This is a genomic window from Alteromonas salexigens (assembly GCF_025628895.1).
In the GTDB taxonomy this organism is placed as follows: Bacteria; Pseudomonadota; Gammaproteobacteria; order Enterobacterales; family Alteromonadaceae; genus Alteromonas; species Alteromonas salexigens.
In genome coordinates this window covers 172,915-190,725 of sequence record NZ_JAOTJC010000006.1, presented here as the reverse complement: position 1 = coordinate 190,725, position 17,811 = coordinate 172,915, and the positions used below count along the sequence as shown (strand labels likewise).

At 53.3% G+C, this 17,811-nt stretch carries 13 protein-coding genes and 1 tRNA gene; 4 read left to right on the top strand and 10 right to left on the bottom strand.

Going from position 1 to position 17,811, the window contains the following annotated elements; all coding sequences use genetic code 11:
* Positions 1–2: 2 nt before the first annotated feature.
* From OCL06_RS04960 to dnaQ, 3 genes are all read right to left on the bottom strand, one after another.
* A tRNA-Asp gene (locus tag OCL06_RS04960) sits at positions 3–79 on the bottom strand.
* A 191-nt stretch (positions 80–270) separates the two neighbouring features.
* Complete coding sequence (locus OCL06_RS04955) at positions 271–1,740, bottom strand: TIGR03503 family protein (RefSeq protein ID WP_444541955.1); 1,470 nt, start codon at positions 1,738–1,740, stop codon at positions 271–273.
* A 12-nt stretch (positions 1,741–1,752) separates the two neighbouring features.
* Positions 1,753–2,472: a DNA polymerase III subunit epsilon gene (gene dnaQ, locus OCL06_RS04950; protein ID WP_262992639.1), complete on the bottom strand. Its 720-nt coding sequence runs from the start codon at positions 2,470–2,472 to the stop codon at positions 1,753–1,755.
* An 86-nt stretch (positions 2,473–2,558) separates the two neighbouring features.
* Between dnaQ and rnhA the strand changes: the two genes are divergently transcribed.
* Positions 2,559–3,026, top strand: a complete 468-nt coding sequence (gene rnhA / locus OCL06_RS04945; RefSeq protein ID WP_262992638.1) for a ribonuclease HI — start codon at positions 2,559–2,561, stop codon at positions 3,024–3,026.
* A gap of 57 nt (positions 3,027–3,083) precedes the next feature.
* Here rnhA and OCL06_RS04940 read toward each other — a convergent pair whose 3' ends face one another.
* A complete protein-coding gene (locus OCL06_RS04940; protein WP_262992637.1) occupies positions 3,084–4,061 on the bottom strand; it encodes an NAD(P)H-quinone oxidoreductase in 978 nt (325 codons plus the stop codon).
* 121 nt (positions 4,062–4,182) lie between these two features.
* Here OCL06_RS04940 and OCL06_RS04935 point away from each other — a divergent pair, with 121 nt between their 5' ends.
* A complete protein-coding gene (locus OCL06_RS04935; RefSeq protein WP_262992636.1) occupies positions 4,183–5,373 on the top strand; it encodes a class I SAM-dependent rRNA methyltransferase in 1,191 nt (396 codons plus the stop codon).
* A gap of 61 nt (positions 5,374–5,434) precedes the next feature.
* Here the strand turns inward: OCL06_RS04935 and OCL06_RS04930 are convergent, their stop codons facing one another.
* From OCL06_RS04930 to OCL06_RS04910, 5 genes are all read right to left on the bottom strand, one after another.
* Positions 5,435–5,737: a PilZ domain-containing protein gene (locus OCL06_RS04930; RefSeq protein ID WP_262992635.1), complete on the bottom strand. Its 303-nt coding sequence runs from the start codon at positions 5,735–5,737 to the stop codon at positions 5,435–5,437.
* A gap of 99 nt (positions 5,738–5,836) precedes the next feature.
* Entirely contained in the window at positions 5,837–9,745 is a 3,909-nt protein-coding gene (gene hrpA / locus OCL06_RS04925) for an ATP-dependent RNA helicase HrpA (protein WP_262992634.1), read from the bottom strand.
* A 175-nt stretch (positions 9,746–9,920) separates the two neighbouring features.
* Positions 9,921–11,234: a Na+/H+ antiporter NhaC family protein gene (locus OCL06_RS04920; protein WP_262992633.1), complete on the bottom strand. Its 1,314-nt coding sequence runs from the start codon at positions 11,232–11,234 to the stop codon at positions 9,921–9,923.
* Between the two features lie 156 nt (positions 11,235–11,390).
* Entirely contained in the window at positions 11,391–11,810 is a 420-nt protein-coding gene (locus OCL06_RS04915) for a CBS domain-containing protein (protein ID WP_262992632.1), read from the bottom strand.
* Between the two features lie 155 nt (positions 11,811–11,965).
* Positions 11,966–12,991 carry an isoaspartyl peptidase/L-asparaginase family protein gene (locus OCL06_RS04910; RefSeq protein ID WP_262992631.1) on the bottom strand — a complete coding sequence of 342 codons (1,026 nt, stop codon included), beginning with the start codon at positions 12,989–12,991 and terminating at the stop codon, positions 11,966–11,968.
* Positions 12,992–13,163: 172 nt separating this feature from the next.
* On the opposite strand from OCL06_RS04910, the gene sbcB reads away from it, so the two are divergent.
* Both sbcB and OCL06_RS04900 read left to right on the top strand, forming a co-directional pair.
* Positions 13,164–14,594 (top strand): exodeoxyribonuclease I, encoded by a 1,431-nt coding sequence (sbcB, locus tag OCL06_RS04905; protein WP_262992630.1) that lies wholly within the window; start codon positions 13,164–13,166, stop codon positions 14,592–14,594.
* Positions 14,595–14,683: 89 nt separating this feature from the next.
* Positions 14,684–16,342, top strand: coding sequence for a flagellar assembly protein A (locus tag OCL06_RS04900; protein ID WP_262993107.1), 1,659 nt, complete (start codon positions 14,684–14,686; stop codon positions 16,340–16,342).
* A 31-nt stretch (positions 16,343–16,373) separates the two neighbouring features.
* Here the strand turns inward: OCL06_RS04900 and OCL06_RS04895 are convergent, their stop codons facing one another.
* Entirely contained in the window at positions 16,374–17,777 is a 1,404-nt protein-coding gene (locus OCL06_RS04895; RefSeq protein ID WP_262992629.1) for a diguanylate cyclase domain-containing protein, read from the bottom strand.
* Positions 17,778–17,811 lie beyond the last annotated feature (34 nt).

The window sequence follows — 17,811 nt, the reverse complement described above, 5'->3', positions numbered from 1 at the left end:
AGTGGCGGAGCGGACGGGACTCGAACCCGCGACCCCCGGCGTGACAGGCCGGTATTCTAACCAACTGAACTACCGCTCCACTTTTTCAATACTATCAGTGAGTTAATTACGATTGGTGAATCGCCCTGCCCTCACTGCGGCGCAGATAATACGGTTTCACCCAAATAGAGTCAATGCTTTTTTTGAATAAAATCGTTATCCGCAGGTCGTTTGCACGCAATTTCATCAGAATGTTTTAAATATCAACAATTCTGTCGCTCACGGGCTATTTTAATGCTTATCTGCAGGTGTACGCTTCTTAAACAGCCCGGTGAGCTTATCCAGCATACCCGACTTTGCCGTGCTTGAAGGCGGCGCATCTCCCGTCATCGGTGGCGCTGATTTTATCCCCCGACGCCGGCGCAGCATAATGAATACCGCGACGACTATGCCTATCCCGATAATTGTGCCGTTGACGACAAGTAACAGGGTCATCAGTTTGCCGGTCCCCATTTCTTCCTGTTCGGGAGGCGTTTCAGCCTCCGCGATGCTCACTTCGGGTTCGGTCATGACGGATTCGTCAGGTGTCGACTGGCTGTCAGTCGCTTCATTGAGCATAGGGTCGACAACTTCCGGTTCTGGCGCTTCGGCGAGAAATGTATATTCCGGGACATCCAGAATAAAGTCCCGTCCTTCCGATGTCGTTCCATAAGCAGTAAGTTTTACCCGGAACACGCCTTCTTCGTATGCCACAATTAGGTGCTCGCGAGCGTTGCTGCTGGGCTCGGTGATCGAAAACGTCTGCATGTCACCATTGGGGAAACGTACTTTGCCATCGACCAGCAACGATTCGATGTCAACAAGTTCACGGTTCACGTCTATCAGCAACTTATGATAACCGTCGCCGCCGCCGTCTAACTCAACATCAAGCTCAACCGGGTTGGTATACAACCGAATGGGGTCGTCAACCTGCTCACGGGTGAACATGGGGGTCGTCACCCGGAATACAGGTGTCCACTCGCCCGCCGGTACCGACAGGTTGAACTGGCCGGTGAACGTACCGTCCAGCGGAGCTTCGTCCATCCCCCGACCGTTATCTTCAAAGGTCGCGATTAATTGGTCGTTGGCACCAAAATTATCATAATCCGGATTATTGGTGCTGGTCATTTCAATGGTCAGCTCTACCACATCACGAAACTGGTTATAGTTTATGGGGTTACCATTATTAGTCAGGTACGCGGTACTTTTCAGTATTTCACCTGAGAAGATAATGTTGGGTAGCGGTTCAGCGTGCAGGGCGATGTCGGATAACACCATAACCCGACTTTCTGGCAGGATGCGCCCGACTGCCTGCCAGGGGCCTGGCACCGGGTTTTTAATATTAACCATGTCAAAGGTGTCAGCATCGTACCAGAAGATGCCATCGCCCTCGGCCTGACTCTGGAATATTTTCGAGCCGTCAGGCCTGACCAACACCACCGGCGCCGATCCATATTCACGGAAAAACACCATAGTGATTTCGTCAACTTTGTAATCAATGCGAAAGCGGTTGCGCAGCAGCTCAATAGAGTTCTGGTATTCTGAGCCAAGTTCGGTCAGTGGCGAGGGGGCGGCTTCCTGCGCAGCGTCTGTACCGGCTGGCTCAGAGCGCGTGGCCGGGGCATTCTCCGGTCCGGCCGGCGGAGACTGGGTATCCTGTGCGTGCACGACGCTGCTTAGCGTCCACACGGCCATTCCCACCAGCAAATACTTCACCACCACTCACTCCTGAAACTATTCTTGATTAGCGGGTGTGCGCCACAAACATTTGCCACCACTTTGTTCCACAATGTCTAAACGCGCCTCATGTTGTGTTAATTCATCGGCGCTGGCTTTAATAACCTTTAATTTATTTCCGTTTCGCTTAACCCGCCGTATCGCATCTGCTGACTCCCCAGACTCACTATTTTTACCGGCCAGGTTCAGTCGGGTCTGTCCGCCCGTCATTAGCAGATAAACATCGGCCAGAATTTCGGCATCCAGTAGTGCACCGTGAAGCTCACGGTGGCTGTTATCTATGCCATAACGTTTACACAGCGCATCCAGGTTGTTTTTCTGGCCAGGATGCATTTTCCGCGCTACCGCCAGGGTATCGAGAACACTGCAGATGTCAGCCGTTTTAACCGAACGGGTTTTGGGCTCCATGGCAAACTCGTGATCCATAAACCCTACATCGAAGGGGGCGTTATGGATGACCAGTTGAGCGCCGCGAATAAAATTCACAAAGTCTTCGGCTACGTCTCTGAATACCGGCTTGTCGGCCAAAAACTCATTGGTAATGCCATGCACTTCAATGGCTTCCTGCTCAATCTGGCGTCCCGGATTTATATATACATGAAAGTGGTTGCCGGTTAACTTACGATCGACCACTTCCACGCAGCCGATTTCAATGATGCGGTGGCCTTCTTTGGGATCAATACCGGTGGTTTCTGTATCAAGAACAATCTGACGCATGATAACTCTGCTTTGACATGGTTTTTTGCTAGTATATCAAGCCCATCGCTGCACGCTACGACAAACATATAAAAAGAGGTATACGGGTGTCACAGAAAACGATTCATATTTATACAGACGGTTCCTGCCTGGGCAACCCGGGTCCTGGCGGGTATGGTGCTGTACTGGTGTACAAGTCACACCGTAAAGAACTCAGTGACGGCTATGCCCATACCACCAACAACCGGATGGAATTGCTGGCGCCGATCATGGCACTCAACAGCCTGACAGAACCCTGCAATGTCGAGATAACGACCGACAGTCAGTATGTTAAAAATGGCATTAACCAGTGGATCCACAACTGGCGTAAGAATGGCTGGCGTACTGCAGACAAAAAACCGGTGAAAAACGCTGATCTCTGGAAACAGCTAGATGAAGCGGTCAGCCGCCACAAAATCAACTGGCACTGGGTGAAGGGCCATTCGGGTCACCCTGAAAACGAACGTTGTGACGATTTAGCACGGGCCGCCGCCGAAGCGAAACCGACTCAGCCGGATAGCGGATTCACCAGTTAACGAACGTTGACCGGCAGCGGCATCACTGTCCGTTGAGAATGGCAGGCGCGTAAGCCGTTACCACCTGCCTACGAACTTACCCATGCTATCGTTATTTTCGAGGCGCTGATGGGCCTGCGCAATATCGTCCACGGCAAACACCGTATCCAGGTGCACGGTTAGCTCGCCGGTATCAAACGCAGCCAGGCAGCGTTCCGTGAATAATTGTATAAGACTGGATTTATATCCGTCAGTGCGGTTACGTAACGTAGTGCCCTGAATGGTAGCCCGTTTGCCCAGCAAACTGGCCATATCCAGCTTATCGGCATACCGCCCACCCAGCATTGCCAGGTAAACCACCGTGCCATCCCGCGCCAGTAGTGACAGATTACGGTTCAGGTAGTCACCCCCCACCACATCCAGCACCATGTGCACACCGTCAGGCCATGACTGCGACACCACCTCTTTAAAGTCATCCTGCCGGTAGTTAATTAACAGGCTGGCGCCCATCTCCTTGCATAGCGCCAGCTTTTCAGGCGATGACGCCGTCGTGGCAGTTTCCACCCCAAACAGTCGGCATAACTGAATCGCGGCCAGTCCAACGCCACTGGCACCGGCATGAATTAATGCCCGCTGTTCTTTCTGGATATCCGCAATCAGGTATAAACACTGGAACGCCGTCAGGAACACCTCGGCCAGCCCGGCGCTCTGCTCGAAAGACAATGATGCCGGGCAGCGCATCAAATGGTCGGCCAGCACCACCACCTCTTCAGCATAGCCGCCCCCCGCGACCAGTCCAAAGACCCGGTCGCCTGCCTGCCATTGGCACTTACTGTCCCCCAGTTCAATCACTTCGCCGGCTATTTCCAGTCCCAGGATCGGGCTCTCGCCTGGCGGTGGCGGATACATGCCTTTGCGTTGTAAGGTATCTGCCCGGTTGACACCAAAGGCGGCAACCCGCACCCGTACGTAGCCCGGTGCCAGCGTCGGGCGTGCAGTATTGCTGATAAATAAGCCGCCAGGCCCCTCACCTCGTTCGTGGTCGATAAATCGCATAGTACTGACTCCTTGTGCTTTTCTTAACTGTAGCAGGACGACCGGCGAGACAACAGTCGCAGCCACTTATGATAGTCGGTATACTGCGCGGCCACGAATTGCTACAAACAAAAGGTCGCCTATGTCTGCCACCGTTACTCTGAATCCTGAGCGGGAACGCTCGTTACAACGTCGTCATCCCTGGGTATTTGCCAGCGCCGTCAATACGGTAAAAGGCAAATGCCGCCGCGGCGATACGGTAGACGTAATCAGCGCAGAAGGGACCTGGCTGGGTCGCGGCGCCTATTCGCCAGACTCACAGATCCGGGTTCGCATGTGGACTTTTTCACAATCTGAAAGCATCGATAACGGTTTTTTCCTGCGTCGTATTGAGCAGGCCCATCTGCTCAGACAACGGCTGTTTGCCGGCAAGGACACTAACAGCTACCGACTGGTGGCCTCAGAGTCTGACGGCCTGCCCGGCGTGACCATTGATATCTACGACAAAGTGGCGGTGGTTCAGCTTCTTAGCGCCGGCGCCGACAAACACCGCGATAAAATTGTCTGGGCCCTGAATAAACTTCTGCCTGATACCGCCGTGTATGAACGTAGCGATGTGGACGTGAGAAAGAAAGAGGGGTTGGAGCCGTTAGTGCAGACGCTGTCAGGTGAACCCCAACGGGAGGTGACGATTACTGAAAACGGCGTTCGCATTCTGGTAGACATTGAACAGGGTCATAAGACGGGCTTTTATCTCGACCAGCGAGACAATCGCGCGACGGCAGGACGCTACGCGAAAGACGCCACGGTACTGAACTGTTTTAGTTACACTGGTACGTTTGCGTGTTACGCGCTGGCAGGTGGAGCCAGTCATGTCACTAATGTAGATGTATCCGCAGCCGCGCTGGACCTGGCTGCACAACATCTTACCCTGAATCAGCTAGCGCCCGAAAAGTGCACCATGGTTAACGAAGACGTCTTTCAGGTGTTGCGCCGCTATCATGAACAACAGCAACAGTTTGACATGGTGATACTGGATCCGCCTAAGTTTGTCGACAGTAAGGCGTCTCTGCCACGGGCGTCACGGGGTTATAAAGACATTAATATGTATGGGATCCATGCCGTTAAACCAGGCGGCATTCTGATGACGTTCAGTTGTTCCGGGCTGATGCCGGCAGATTTATTTCAGAAGATTGTGGCTGATGCCGCTCTGGATGCTGGCAGAACCATTAAGATTATCGAGCGCTTATCTCAGGCCACCGACCACCCCACCATCGGTAGTTTCCCTGAGGGTTACTATCTGAAAGGGTTGGTTTGCCAGGTGGTAGATTAACCACTGGAAGGCTGTCCGGCCGGGCTGGGGGAGTTATCAATGCCCCCGCCGGCCGGTGAGCTTAATTCATCTCGGAAATTTCTACACCAAGAATGCAGCTGGCGTCTGACTCCGGTACACACCTGACCACAGTGGCCACGGCCGACAGCGACGGTATCTGTGAACTGGTGGAGTCAATGGACACATTCACCTTGGTGCCCAGCTCGACAGAAGGTTCGGCAACTTCTAACGACATACCGGTTGCGCTGATGTCCTTGCAAACCGCTTGGAGGGTACGGCTCGACTCTTCGTCGTTTATCTCCAGCTGACATGGCGAATTCACCATCATTCTGAAGAAATTGCGTTTATCATCGTATCCCAACATCTTACTTCTCCTGCCTCACTTCTGCATGCATGGCGCATCATCTACCTGTACATCCCGTTATAGGGTGCCGGTGGCACCTTGTCAATGTGAAAATGCAGTTTAGAACTCTTCCAGCCGTGTCAGGATACGTTTGGCAGATATTGGATACGCCGTACCAAGTTGCTGAGCAAACAGGCTTACCCGCAGCTCCTCAATCATCCAGCGGACCTCCTCAAGAGCGGCTGGCCGCTGGGTGCCCGGGTACTTCGCCTGCACTTTTTCCCAGGCTGTGGTGACTTTTTCAATGGTCACCTGTTGCATGCGATCCCGGTTGGGATCTACCGGTAATTTCTCCAGCCGCCGGGCCAGTCCTTTAATATAACGATTCCAGTCATCAAGGCGCGCCCGCCCGATATCGCTGACAAAGCCGGGAAACACCAGCTGGTTCAGGTGAGCTTTGCAATCACCTAACGCGCTTACCATGGTCAGGGGCACATTGCCTTTCATCTGCTTTTGACACTGATGAGCCAGTGTCAGTCCCTGCTCGGCTTGCCGGGCAATATCCAGCACCACTTCGTTGATTTGTTCGCGCACCCAGTCAACACATGCCGTAAAGGCCTCCCGTTCACGGATGTCAGTATTGTGGGTGGTACAGAACTGGCAGACCAAATCGTCGATACCGGCCATAATGCAGTCATCAATTAACGCTTTAATTTGTCCAAAGGGGTTAAAGTACAACCCCAGCTTGGCTTTATTTGGCAGTTTACTCTGGAGGTAATTCAGCGGCGATGGCATGGCATTTTTCACCAGTACATTCACGCCCTGACGGTGCAATTGCTGCGCTTTGTCAGTTTCGTCCACCAGCTCAATATCGACACTGTCACCTTGGGGCACCAGAGCCGGGAAAGCCTGCACTTTAAAGCCGGCCATTGACTGTTCGAAGGTCTGCGGCAGGCTGTCGAAATCCCATTCAGTAAGGCCGCTACGCTCAAGCTCCGGCGTAGCCGCCTGTTCGAAGGTTTCCTTTACCTGACCCTGACATTGTTGTTTTAACTGGTGCAGATCGTCGCCACTGGCGACCACCTCGCCTTTGTCATCCACCACGGCAAAGTGCAACCTCAGGTGGGTGTCCAGCTTCACCTGTTGCCAGTCTTCATCGTCCACCGTGATCCCCGTCATGCGGCGTAACTTATCGGTGACGGCTGTCTGCAGTGACTGTGGCCGGCCTTTTTTGTCAGTTTGCGCGATATCGGCCATACACGCCTGGGCAAAATTCGGCGCAGGCACAAAGTTTTTACGAATCCGCTTGGGTAGCCCGCGGATCATAGCCATAATGCGCTCTTCACGCAGGCCCGGTACCTGCCAGTCGAACCCGCTGTCCTCTACCTGATTCAGTAAGGGTAAAGGAATGGCCACGGTTACCCCGTCGTCGGGGGCGTTTGGCTCGAAATGATAGCGCAACGGCAAAGTTAGATTGCCCTGCCGCCATACGTCAGGGAACGCATTATCTACCGCCACGCCGGGTTGCTGACGATACACATCCTCTTCAGTAAACCGCAGGCTGTCTTTATCTTTCAGTCCCTTCCACCACTTGCGAAAAGCGGCGTCGTTGTTTACCTCAACCGGAATTCGGCTGACGTAAAAATCCACCAGCTGCTGTTCATCAACAATGAGATCCCGGCGACGGGTTTTCTGTTCAAGTTCATCGGCCTGGGCCAGCAATGCCTGATTATCATCCAGAAAATCAAAGTGAAGCCGGGTATTGCCTTCTACCAGTGCTTCACGAATGAATAGCTCATGACAGACCGCGGGGTCAATTTTACTGTACACCACGGCCCGCTTCATCACGATGGGCAGACCAAACAGGGTGACCTTTTCCCATGCCATCACCGCACCGCGCTTTTTCGACCAGTGAGGCTCAGAATAGCTTGACTGAGTGACATGACTGGCAAGTGGCTCCACCCACTGGGGATCGATGCGCGCCACCATGCGGGCAAACAGTTTGGACGTTTCTACCAACTCGGCGGCCATCACCCATTTCGGCTGCTTTTTTGACAGGCCTGAGCCGGGAAAGATCATAAAGCGGGTGTTACGGGAGCCGAGATATTCCCGGTCTTTGTCTTTAAAGCCGAGGTGTGACAGCAAGCCGGTACACAGGGCGCTATGGATCGCATCGTAATCTGCGGCCTGATTACTGATCCCCATGCCGAGTTCTGCTACCGACTTTTTCAGCTGACTGACAATGTCCTGCCATTCCCGCATACGCAAATAGTTAATGAACTGTGCTTTACACCATTTACGCAATTGATTCTGGGTTAATGCCGATTGCTGTTCGCGGAACTTGGTCCAAAGGTTATACAGGCTGATAAAGTCGGAATCTTTGTCCGTATATTCACTGTGTTTTTCATCCGCTTGCTGGCGTTTCTCCTGGGGACGCTCGCGAGGATCCTGAATAGACAGGCCGGCAGCAATCACCATAACTTCACGAAGTGACTGGTTGCTGGCGGCCTCAATCACCATTCGTGCGTAGCGGGGATCAATCGGCAGCCGGGCTATCTGTCTGCCCATTTGGGTAAGGTGTGGGCGCCCCTGTTTACGGGTAATAGCCTGTATTTCTTCGAGCAGGCGGATGCCGTCGTTAATATTCCGGTTATCCGGTGGCTGCACAAAAGGAAAGGCCGTAATTTCACCTAAACCTAACGCCAGCATTTGCAAAATAACCGATGCCAGGTTGGTCCGCAGAATTTCAGGATCGGTAAATTCTGGGCGTCCCAGATAATCTTCTTCACTATACAGGCGAATACAAATACCGTCGGAAACCCGTCCACATCGTCCCGCCCGTTGATTCGCCGAGGCCTGAGAAATCGGTTCGATAGGTAAACGCTGCACTTTACTGCGAGCACTGTACCGGGAAATCCGCGCAAACCCCGGATCGATAACATACTTAATGCCCGGAACCGTCAGTGACGTTTCAGCTACATTCGTCGCCAGTACAATGCGGCGGCCGGAATGGGACTGAAAAATGCGGTTTTGCTCGGAGGCTGAAAGCCGAGCATACAGAGGCACAACCTCCGTATGCCGGTATTGCTGCCGGTTCAACGCCTCCTGGGCGTCACGGATCTCCCGTTCACCGCTTAAAAACACCAGAATGTCACCGGGTGCCTCGCGGAACAACTCATCGACAGCGGCAACAATGGCATCGGTCTGATCGATATCATCGCCCATTTCTGCCGGATCCCGATAGCGCACTTCCACCGGATAGGTACGGCCGCTGACCTCAATGATAGGCGCATCGTTAAAGTGGCTGGAAAACCGCTCTGGATCGATGGTGGCTGAGGTTATGATGAGTTTTAACTCGGGCCGTTTCGCCAGTAACTGTTTCAGATACCCCAGCAGAAAATCAATATTCAGGCTGCGTTCGTGAGCCTCGTCAATAATAATCGTGTCGTACTGGTTTAAAAACCGATCCTGCTGCATTTCTGCCAGCAGCATGCCATCGGTCATCAGTTTGACATACGATTGCTCACTTACCTGATCAGAAAAACGGATTTTAAAGCCGACTTTTTCACCCAGTGGCGTGTCCAGTTCTTCTGCAATACGGTTAGCCACGCTGCGGGCTGCCAGCCGGCGAGGCTGAGTATGCGCTATCATGCCGTCCACACCGCGTCCCATTTCCAGACATATTTTAGGTAGCTGCGTGGTTTTTCCCGAGCCCGTCTCCCCCGCGACAATTACCACCTGGTGACTGGCTATGGCATCTTTAATAGCCTCTTTTTTGTCGCTCACCGGCAGCGGCGGATAGGTTACCGTGGGGACCTGTTCTGCCCGGGTACGCCGTTTTGCCGACGAAGCAGCAATTGCCTTGTTCACAGCAGCCAGCTTTTCTTCCGCCCCGGCCTGCCCCTTTTTCTGCATGCTTAGCACGTTCTGCAGACGCCGTTTCAGGCGAAAACGATCGGCCAGCAAGCAGTTATCTAACTCGGCGAACAACTGTTTAGGAGATGGTAAGGCGTCACTGGGTGTTGGCAAGACTAAGTCCTCTGGGTCTGACAGGCCGCCGATACTAGAAGAAAGCCGGCTGGATTTCCAGCCCGGCAGCAAAAGCCAGCCACCGGGACGGCCCGTTTCGGCTACTTATCACTACACCAACCGGAGCAGGTTGGGTCAGGCGGGACCTGTTATGACTGGCGAAATTTGTGCGCTGCTATACCGCACGCTGTGGTCTGGAAACAAACCGTGGGCGTCTGCTGAGAATGGCCAACACACCGAATACCAGAATAAGCATGGGGTACCAGCTGTAAAGCGTCACCGACAGGGGCGAAATACCCACTACGGCCGCCGCGCTTAATAGCTGTGCCCCGTAAGGCACCAACCCCTGAAATCCACACGAAAATACGTCCAGCAAACTGGCAGTGCGGCGGGGATCCACATTGTATTGTTCGCTTAACTCCTTCGCTACCGGCCCCGCAGTGACAATGGCAATGGTATTGTTCGCGGTGGAAACATCCAGAAAGCTCACCAATGCTGCAATACTGCCTTCTGCGCCGCGCTGACCCGACACCCGGCGGGTTAATACCGTAATCAGCCAGCGGATCCCGCCATAAGCATGCATCAACGCCACTATGCCGCCAATGGTGATAGCAATCATGGCAAGGTCCTGCATCCAGCCCAGTCCCTTTTGCATGCTGGTGAGCATGCCAAGCAGCGTAAAGCTGTCAGTGGCAAGCCCCGTCAGGGCGGCTGTCGCGATACCACACCCCAGCACCGCAATCACGTTGAGCCCGGCCAGGGCACTGATGATGATCACCAGGTACGGCACAATAAGAAACCCGTTAATGGCCTCTGCATCCGGCGTACTGGTGGTCGACACCGGTACCATTACCAGTAACAACATAGTGACCAGCGCGGCGGGTAAGGCAATAATAAGGTTAGCTTTGAATTTATCGGCGAGCCTGACGCCCTGGCTGCGGGTTGCGGCAATGGTGGTATCAGAAACAAACGACAAGTTATCACCGAACATGGCGCCGCCCACCACAATCCCCAGCGCCATAGGCACGGGGATCCCAAGGCTGGTTGCCAGACCCGCGCCAACCGGCGACAGTGCAGTAATGGTGCCCATGGAGGTCCCCATGGCAAATGAAATAAAGCAGCAAATAAGAAACAGGCCCGGTAGCACCAAATCTGCCGGGATCCAGCGTAGCGCCAGATTGACCGTGGCATCGCGGGCGCCAATATCAATGGTAAGTGCGTAGAATGCGCCGGCCAACAGGAATATAAACACCAGCAGCATAATATTACGCTCACCGCTGCCGCGGCAGAATATATTCAGCTTTTCGCTGAGTGAGAGTTTTTCGTCCCGCCGATTAAGCCCTAACGCCAGTCCGGCTGATAACAAAAAAGCCACCAGAATAGGCATGGCGGTCATGGAACCGGCCAGCAAACCGGTCACAATAACCAGTACGACAAAGAAAACGATGGGAAGCAGGCCCAGCGGATTAGCGGGGGCATCAGATTGCACGAGCGGCTCCTGTTACGACCAGAAAAAGCCGTCAGAATAAGCCTATTTATACCCGTTGCAAGCGCAATTGGTTATAAGACAGAGCGGAAAGGTGAGAATACCTGCCACTAACGGACTGCTTACCAGGCAGTCCGTGTGCTTTTAGTTAGTTGCCCGTTAGCTTACGGCTTTGTAGCCGGAGCGCAGCTGAACATCGATGGCTTTTAACACCGATGTGCGGTTGATGGTGCCTTCCAGTACTCCATCATCATCAACGATGGGATACACACGGGGCTTTTCTTTCAAAAGCATTTGCGCCAGTTCGACGACAGACATATACGGTTTAATGGTGAGTGCTGGTGTGCGCATAATGTCGGCCACGCGACACACTTGCTCCCGGTAATAACTCGACTCAACCATTTGCTTGATACAGTCCTGCTCTGACAGAAAACCCACCACTTTACCGCGATTATCCACCACCGGACCACCGGTCTGGCCGCTTGACAACAGGGTTTCCACTGCTTCAGCTACCGGCATATCCACTCTGAGTTTAACCGGGTGGATATTCATATAGTCACAAACCTGTAAGGATTCCATTTCGCCTCCCCATGTGCGCACATGTAAAACTCTGTAAGTATTATATTGTGAGTGGCAGCGTGTATTCGCTTTCGCCCCCACACTTCAAGCCTAGACCCAGAACCGGCATACAGCTATGTTTTTAGTGCTGATAATTGCAATTTATTGCATTTATTTTACAACCGCTCATCCCACTGCTGATAAATGCCTACTGAGACCTTGCCGTCGGCTTCCACTTTTGCCCGGTACATACCCGCGGAGTTAAATGGGGTAGCAATATTCCCCTTGCTGTCGACGGCGATAACGCCACCGTCACCACCCACATCCGCTAGCACACCATTGATTACTGTGTCGGCAGCAGCCTGCAGCGTCTGGCCGCTGTATTTCATACGCGCACAGATATCTGCGGCTACCTGATAGCGGATAAAGAACTCTCCATGCCCGGTGGCAGATACTGCGCAGCTGTCGTTATCGGCAAATGTACCCGCTCCAATAATGGGCGAGTCCCCTACCCGGCCAAACCGTTTCGCCGTCATTCCGCCAGTAGACGTCCCGGCAACCAGATTGCCCGCTGCATCCAGCACCACTGCGCCCACCGTGCCGAAGCGCTCATTGCCCTGCTGACCACCGTGATAAAGTCCGGCCTGCTCCATCCTGGCTTTCGCGCGCTTGAGTGCATCTCGACGACGCTCGGTATTAAACATAGTGTTATCCACCGGTTGCATACCCTGCAATTCGGCAAAGGCTTCCGCGCCGGCACCGGCAAGCATCACGTGGGGAGAGTGATTCATGACGGCCTGCGCAGCGGCAATGGGGCTGCCAATGGTTTTTACGCCCGCGACAGCACCGGCGTTGCGGGTACCGCCATGCATGATGGAGGCATCCAGCTCATGCTCTCCGTCATAGGTATAAACCGCGCCTACGCCGGCATTAAACAACGGCGATGCCTCCAGAATCTGAATAGTGGCTACCACTACCTCTTCACCTGGCTTGCCTGCCTTGAGCATGGCATGTCCCTTGGTAACAGCTTCCCGTAGTTTGTCGAGATAAGCCTGCTCCAGTTGCGGGGTCATATTCTCCTTCAAAATGGTGCCGGCGCCACCGTGAATGACAATGGCGACCTGTGGCTTATCAGCGGCGATAGCGCTTCCCGTTAGTAGCAGACTCAGCAGCACAGTGGCTAGTAGGGTTCCTGATTTCATTATTTTGCTCCAGTGCAGTTAGTGTTTTAGCTACTCTACATGGCTTTGTGGAAAAAAGCTGTATGCCTGAAACCGAGCTATTTACCGGTTATCCACCATTGGTATTGGGTAACAGGCAGTGTACACTTCGCCGTTTAGTCAGTTGGCATTTAACAGGAAAACGCGACAGATCATGACTGAACCGACGCTGCTATGGCACGATTACGAAACCTTTGGCACCAGTCCGCAGAAAGATCTGCCCTGTCAGTTTGCGGCCATCCGCACCGACAGCGAGCTGAACGAAATTGGCAAGCCCATCAACATTGTGAGCCAGATTGCCAATGACTACCTGCCCCACCCGCAGGCCTGCCTGGTGACCGGCATCACCCCGCAGCAAACACTGCGGGACGGCATGATTGAAGCAGAGTTTGCAGACAAAGTCTTTGCGGCCATGAGCGAGCCGAATACCTGTGTAGCGGGTTATAACAGTATTCGCTTTGACGATGAGGTTTCCCGTTACCTGTTTTATCGTAACTTTTACGACCCTTACAGCCGTGAGTGGCGCAACGGTAACAGCCGCTGGGATATTATTGATTTGGCGCGCGCCTGTTATGCGTTGCGTCCCGATGGGATACAGTGGCCAACCCGCGAGGACGGCGCGCCGAGCTTTAAACTGGAACACCTCACAGCGGCGAATGGAATTGATCACGGTGACGCCCACGATGCGCTTGCCGATGTGAGAGCGACCATAGCGCTGGCCAGACTTATCCGCAAACACCAGCCTAAGTTGTATGACTATGCGTTTTCACTGCGCAGTAAGCAGGCGGTGCTCAAACAGTTCGATTTTTCGCGCCCCTCGGTATTGCTGCATGTGTCATCACGTCTGCCGGCCCACAGTGGATGCTCTACCTGGGTGATGCCTGTGGGTATGCACCCGAATAACCCGAATGCGGTGGTGGTACTCGACTTATCACGCAGCACAGATTTACTGCTCAACGGCAGTGTAGAAGAAATTCGTCAGGCGTTGTATGCCCGTCAGGATGAGCTGGACGATCCGGCGTCACGACCCGGCCTGAAACTGATTTACATCAATCGCTCGCCCTTTGTTACCACCGCCAAAGCCATGACCGAAGCTAATGCCGAACGACTAGGCCTGGATCGGGAGGCCTGCCTGGCAAACTTTAAACTAATGAGTCAGCATCCCGAGGTGTGGCAAAAACTGTTGCAGGTATACGACGAGCCTCATCCTGACAGTGATGATGACGCCGACCATGCCCTGTACAGCGGCGGTTTTCTGAATGACGAGGACCGGCGCTGGTGCGAACGGGTCAGAGAAGCCGACCCTTATCAACTGCCCGCACTGGCTGATGACACACACAACCCACGCTTGCGAACGCTGCTGTTTCGTTACCGGGCACGTAATTTTCCGCATACCCTGACCGCCGATGAAATGCAGCGTTGGCAGCACCACCGTCAGGCCCGGCTTACCGATGCCGGCTCGCCGGCATCGATTACTATGGAAAATTATTTACTTACACTGGAATCCCTGGCTCAGGCACACGCTGACAACCCAGACAACCAGGCCATTTTGCGGGCGCTGTATCAATACGCTGAAAACCTTTGACGGCAACCCTGTGCTGGCTATAAATTAACAGTTAAGGCAACGGCTAGTATGCCGATAAGAAACCATCGGGCAATACAATGGAAGATGTAATGAATGGCGTTTCAGTAGATTTCGACAATACCAAAAACTATGTGGAGCTGACGCTTAGCCCCGCTGAGTTTGATAATGAAATTAATGCCAAAGCTCTTTGCAGCAGTCTTCGTGAAGGTCAGTATAAGTCGCTGTATATTTCAGAGTCGACCGTTAAGGCGGCGTGCGACAAGGCAAATCATTTCTTCAAAACCCAGGACGGGACTCAGGTAACTGAACGCATCGGCGAGCGACGTAACGCAGAGGTTGAGTTTCGCATACCGGAAGACGGTATGTCAGCCAGCCTGGTACTTACCGCTCCGTTCGGCGGGAAAATGCCCACAGCGGAAACGATCTTGGCGCTGGCCAACAAAAACGGGATTCGCCGTGGCGTCAGTATTAAACGAATCACAGCCTTGCTGGAAGAATCCGCCAAGGGCACGCCAGGTAATATTGTGGAACGGGAAATTGCACGTGGCTTGCCGCCCCGCGACGGTAAGTCTTCCCGTTTCATACCTCTGGTTCCCAATGCACTTGAACGTGTACTGCGTCCGCAGTCCAACGATGGCAAACGGGTAGATATGCGTAATCTGGGTGAGGTTATCTGTGTTAAAGCCAATACCGAAGTGCTCCGCCGCACCCCTCCTACCCAGGGCCGTAATGGCTTCGACGTAAGGGGCAACGGCCTTGAGGCAAAACCCGGTGATTGGGTAGAGTTCAAAAAGGGTGAGGGCACCGTGGTCAGCGATCACGACGAAAACCTGCTCATCGCCGCCATTGCCGGCATGCCGAAATATCAGGAGCTGACCATGAATATTGACGACACCTACATCTGTAGTGGCGTCAATGTGGGCACCGGGCATATTAATTATGAAGGCGCGGTACTGGTCAACGGTGATGTCACCGAGAAAATGGTGATAAAAGCCACCGGCGACGTCACCGTAAACGGTTTTGTCGAGTCTGCGCGGATCGAATCAGGCGGCGACATTATTATTACCGAAGGCGGCATGGGTAAAGTCAACGAAACCCAAACCGACTACAGTTGCCAGCTTATCGCAGCCGGCAGCGTACATGTGCAGCACGGTCAGGGCCTGGATATCCAGTGTGCTGGCAACATTACCGTCGGACGCCAGCTGGCATACAGCAAGCTGCGCTGCGGAGGCTCGGTAACAGTAGGCCAGATAGACAACCCTCAGGGCAATCTGTTTGCCTGCGATGTGGTCAGTCAGGCGGCTGTCACTGCCGGTACGCTGGGTGCAGTATCTGGCAGTACCCTGAAAGTCGACTTTTCCCCAGGCTTCAATTTAATTGTTGAGCGTAAAGATGCGCTGGATGAGCTGCTGAAGCAACTACGCGAAAATAACCTGCGCCACCAGGAAAAAATTTCCATTATACAGGCCAAGTTTGTACCTAAGGAGATGCGTGAAAAAGTACAGGAAGCCAAAGAGCTGCTTAAAAACGAGTCAGCGTTACTTAGCTGGATAGAAGATAAAGCCAAAGAAATGAAAACCGCCAAGGACAGCTACCAGACAGAAGTTAAGCTGGTGGCCAACAAGCGGCTTTATCCGGGGGTCTCGGTTAAACTGAACAACCGCACCTGGCGTTCTGAACGCGAGTATGACCGGTCACGGGTAAAGTACGATGCCCATCAGTGGCATTTCGAACCGATCGTTAACTAGCCAGGCTAGCCATCTGTCGGCAAGGTTAAGATTATTCTGCTGTACAGGGTACCCCGTACCCTTGCCGTTTACTCTGATAAAGTGCCTTGGCCGCCCTGTCGAACCAGTCGGTAAATGACTCGCTGCTGTGCACCACGGCTAATCCCACCGCGATGTCAGGATTGCGGGCCATCACCACGTCATTGTTGTATAACCCTTTCACCAAGCGTTCGCCGAGCACTTTGGCTGAATTTATATCTGTCTGCGGGCACAGTATAATGAATTGTTCGCCGCTCCAGCGCGCAACCACATCCACTTCACGCACGGTATCAACACAGGTCGCGGCCACCGCCCGTAACAAGTCATCGGCATGCTGAGAACCATGACTTGCGTTCAGCTCTGAGAGATTATCTATTTCCGTTATGATCAGACTGGCCGGTGTATGAAACCGCGAAAAACGGGATATTTCTTCCTCCGCTTTATGGATCATATGATTGCGGTTGAACAGGCCGGTCAGCGCGTCATGGTTAGACAAAAACTCCAGGGTGCGGTTCTTCTCCAGTAAGGCGGCCTGCAGCGACTCTATACTGGTATTTTTCTGTAATAACTCGCTGGAGTAAGCGGCCAGCGCGCGGTGCCGCAAATAAAACCCTAATATGATTAAGCCCACTACGGTGAGCGCCAGTACCAGGGTCAGATAACTACGCTCGTCACGTATGCGTACATCGGTCCAGTTTTTGTAAATATTCACCCGGCGGGATTCGGGGATCGCTTGCAAAGCTTTGTTCAGCCGGGGTAACAATGTGTCACTGACAGATTTACTCACCGCATAGCCCAGCGAATCAAAAGGCTCGGCATATCCCACTACTTCCAACTGATCCAGCTCCATATTATTCATATGCAAATACACACTAAGCAGCGAGCCAATCATCAGGTCAATTTCACCCCGCGCCAGACTGACCAGGCCAAGCGCCTCACTGTCCACCGTGCGTACATTAACCGACGGGTAATAACGGGCCAGATACTCGGCGTGACGATAACCTTCCACCACGCCGACCAACCGTTCACCCACCGCATCGAAGCCCTGGATCATCGGGGTACCACGTTGTCCTACCAATACGTTGGGCGCCTCAAAATAAGGCAGGGAGAAGTCAAGAAACTGCTTGCGGGACGGGCTGGCATTCAACAAAGTAATCATCTGACATTTGCCCTCCCGTACGAACGCCAGCGACTGTTCCAGAGAGTCACTGGGTACCAGCACAAAGTTTATGCCCGTTCGGCGGCTCACCAGCTCCAGGTAGTCCCTGGAAATGCCAATGTGCTCATTGTTTCTGAGTGCTTCGTAGGGAGCCCAGGCCGGATCAATACAATATGTCACCGTTTCTGCAGACGCAGGTGTCACCCACCCGGCCGTGAATAACAGCCCCCCTAACAGGGTTCGAAAGATCCGTTGCAAGCTAATGTAAAACCTTGTCTTATCTAGATAATTT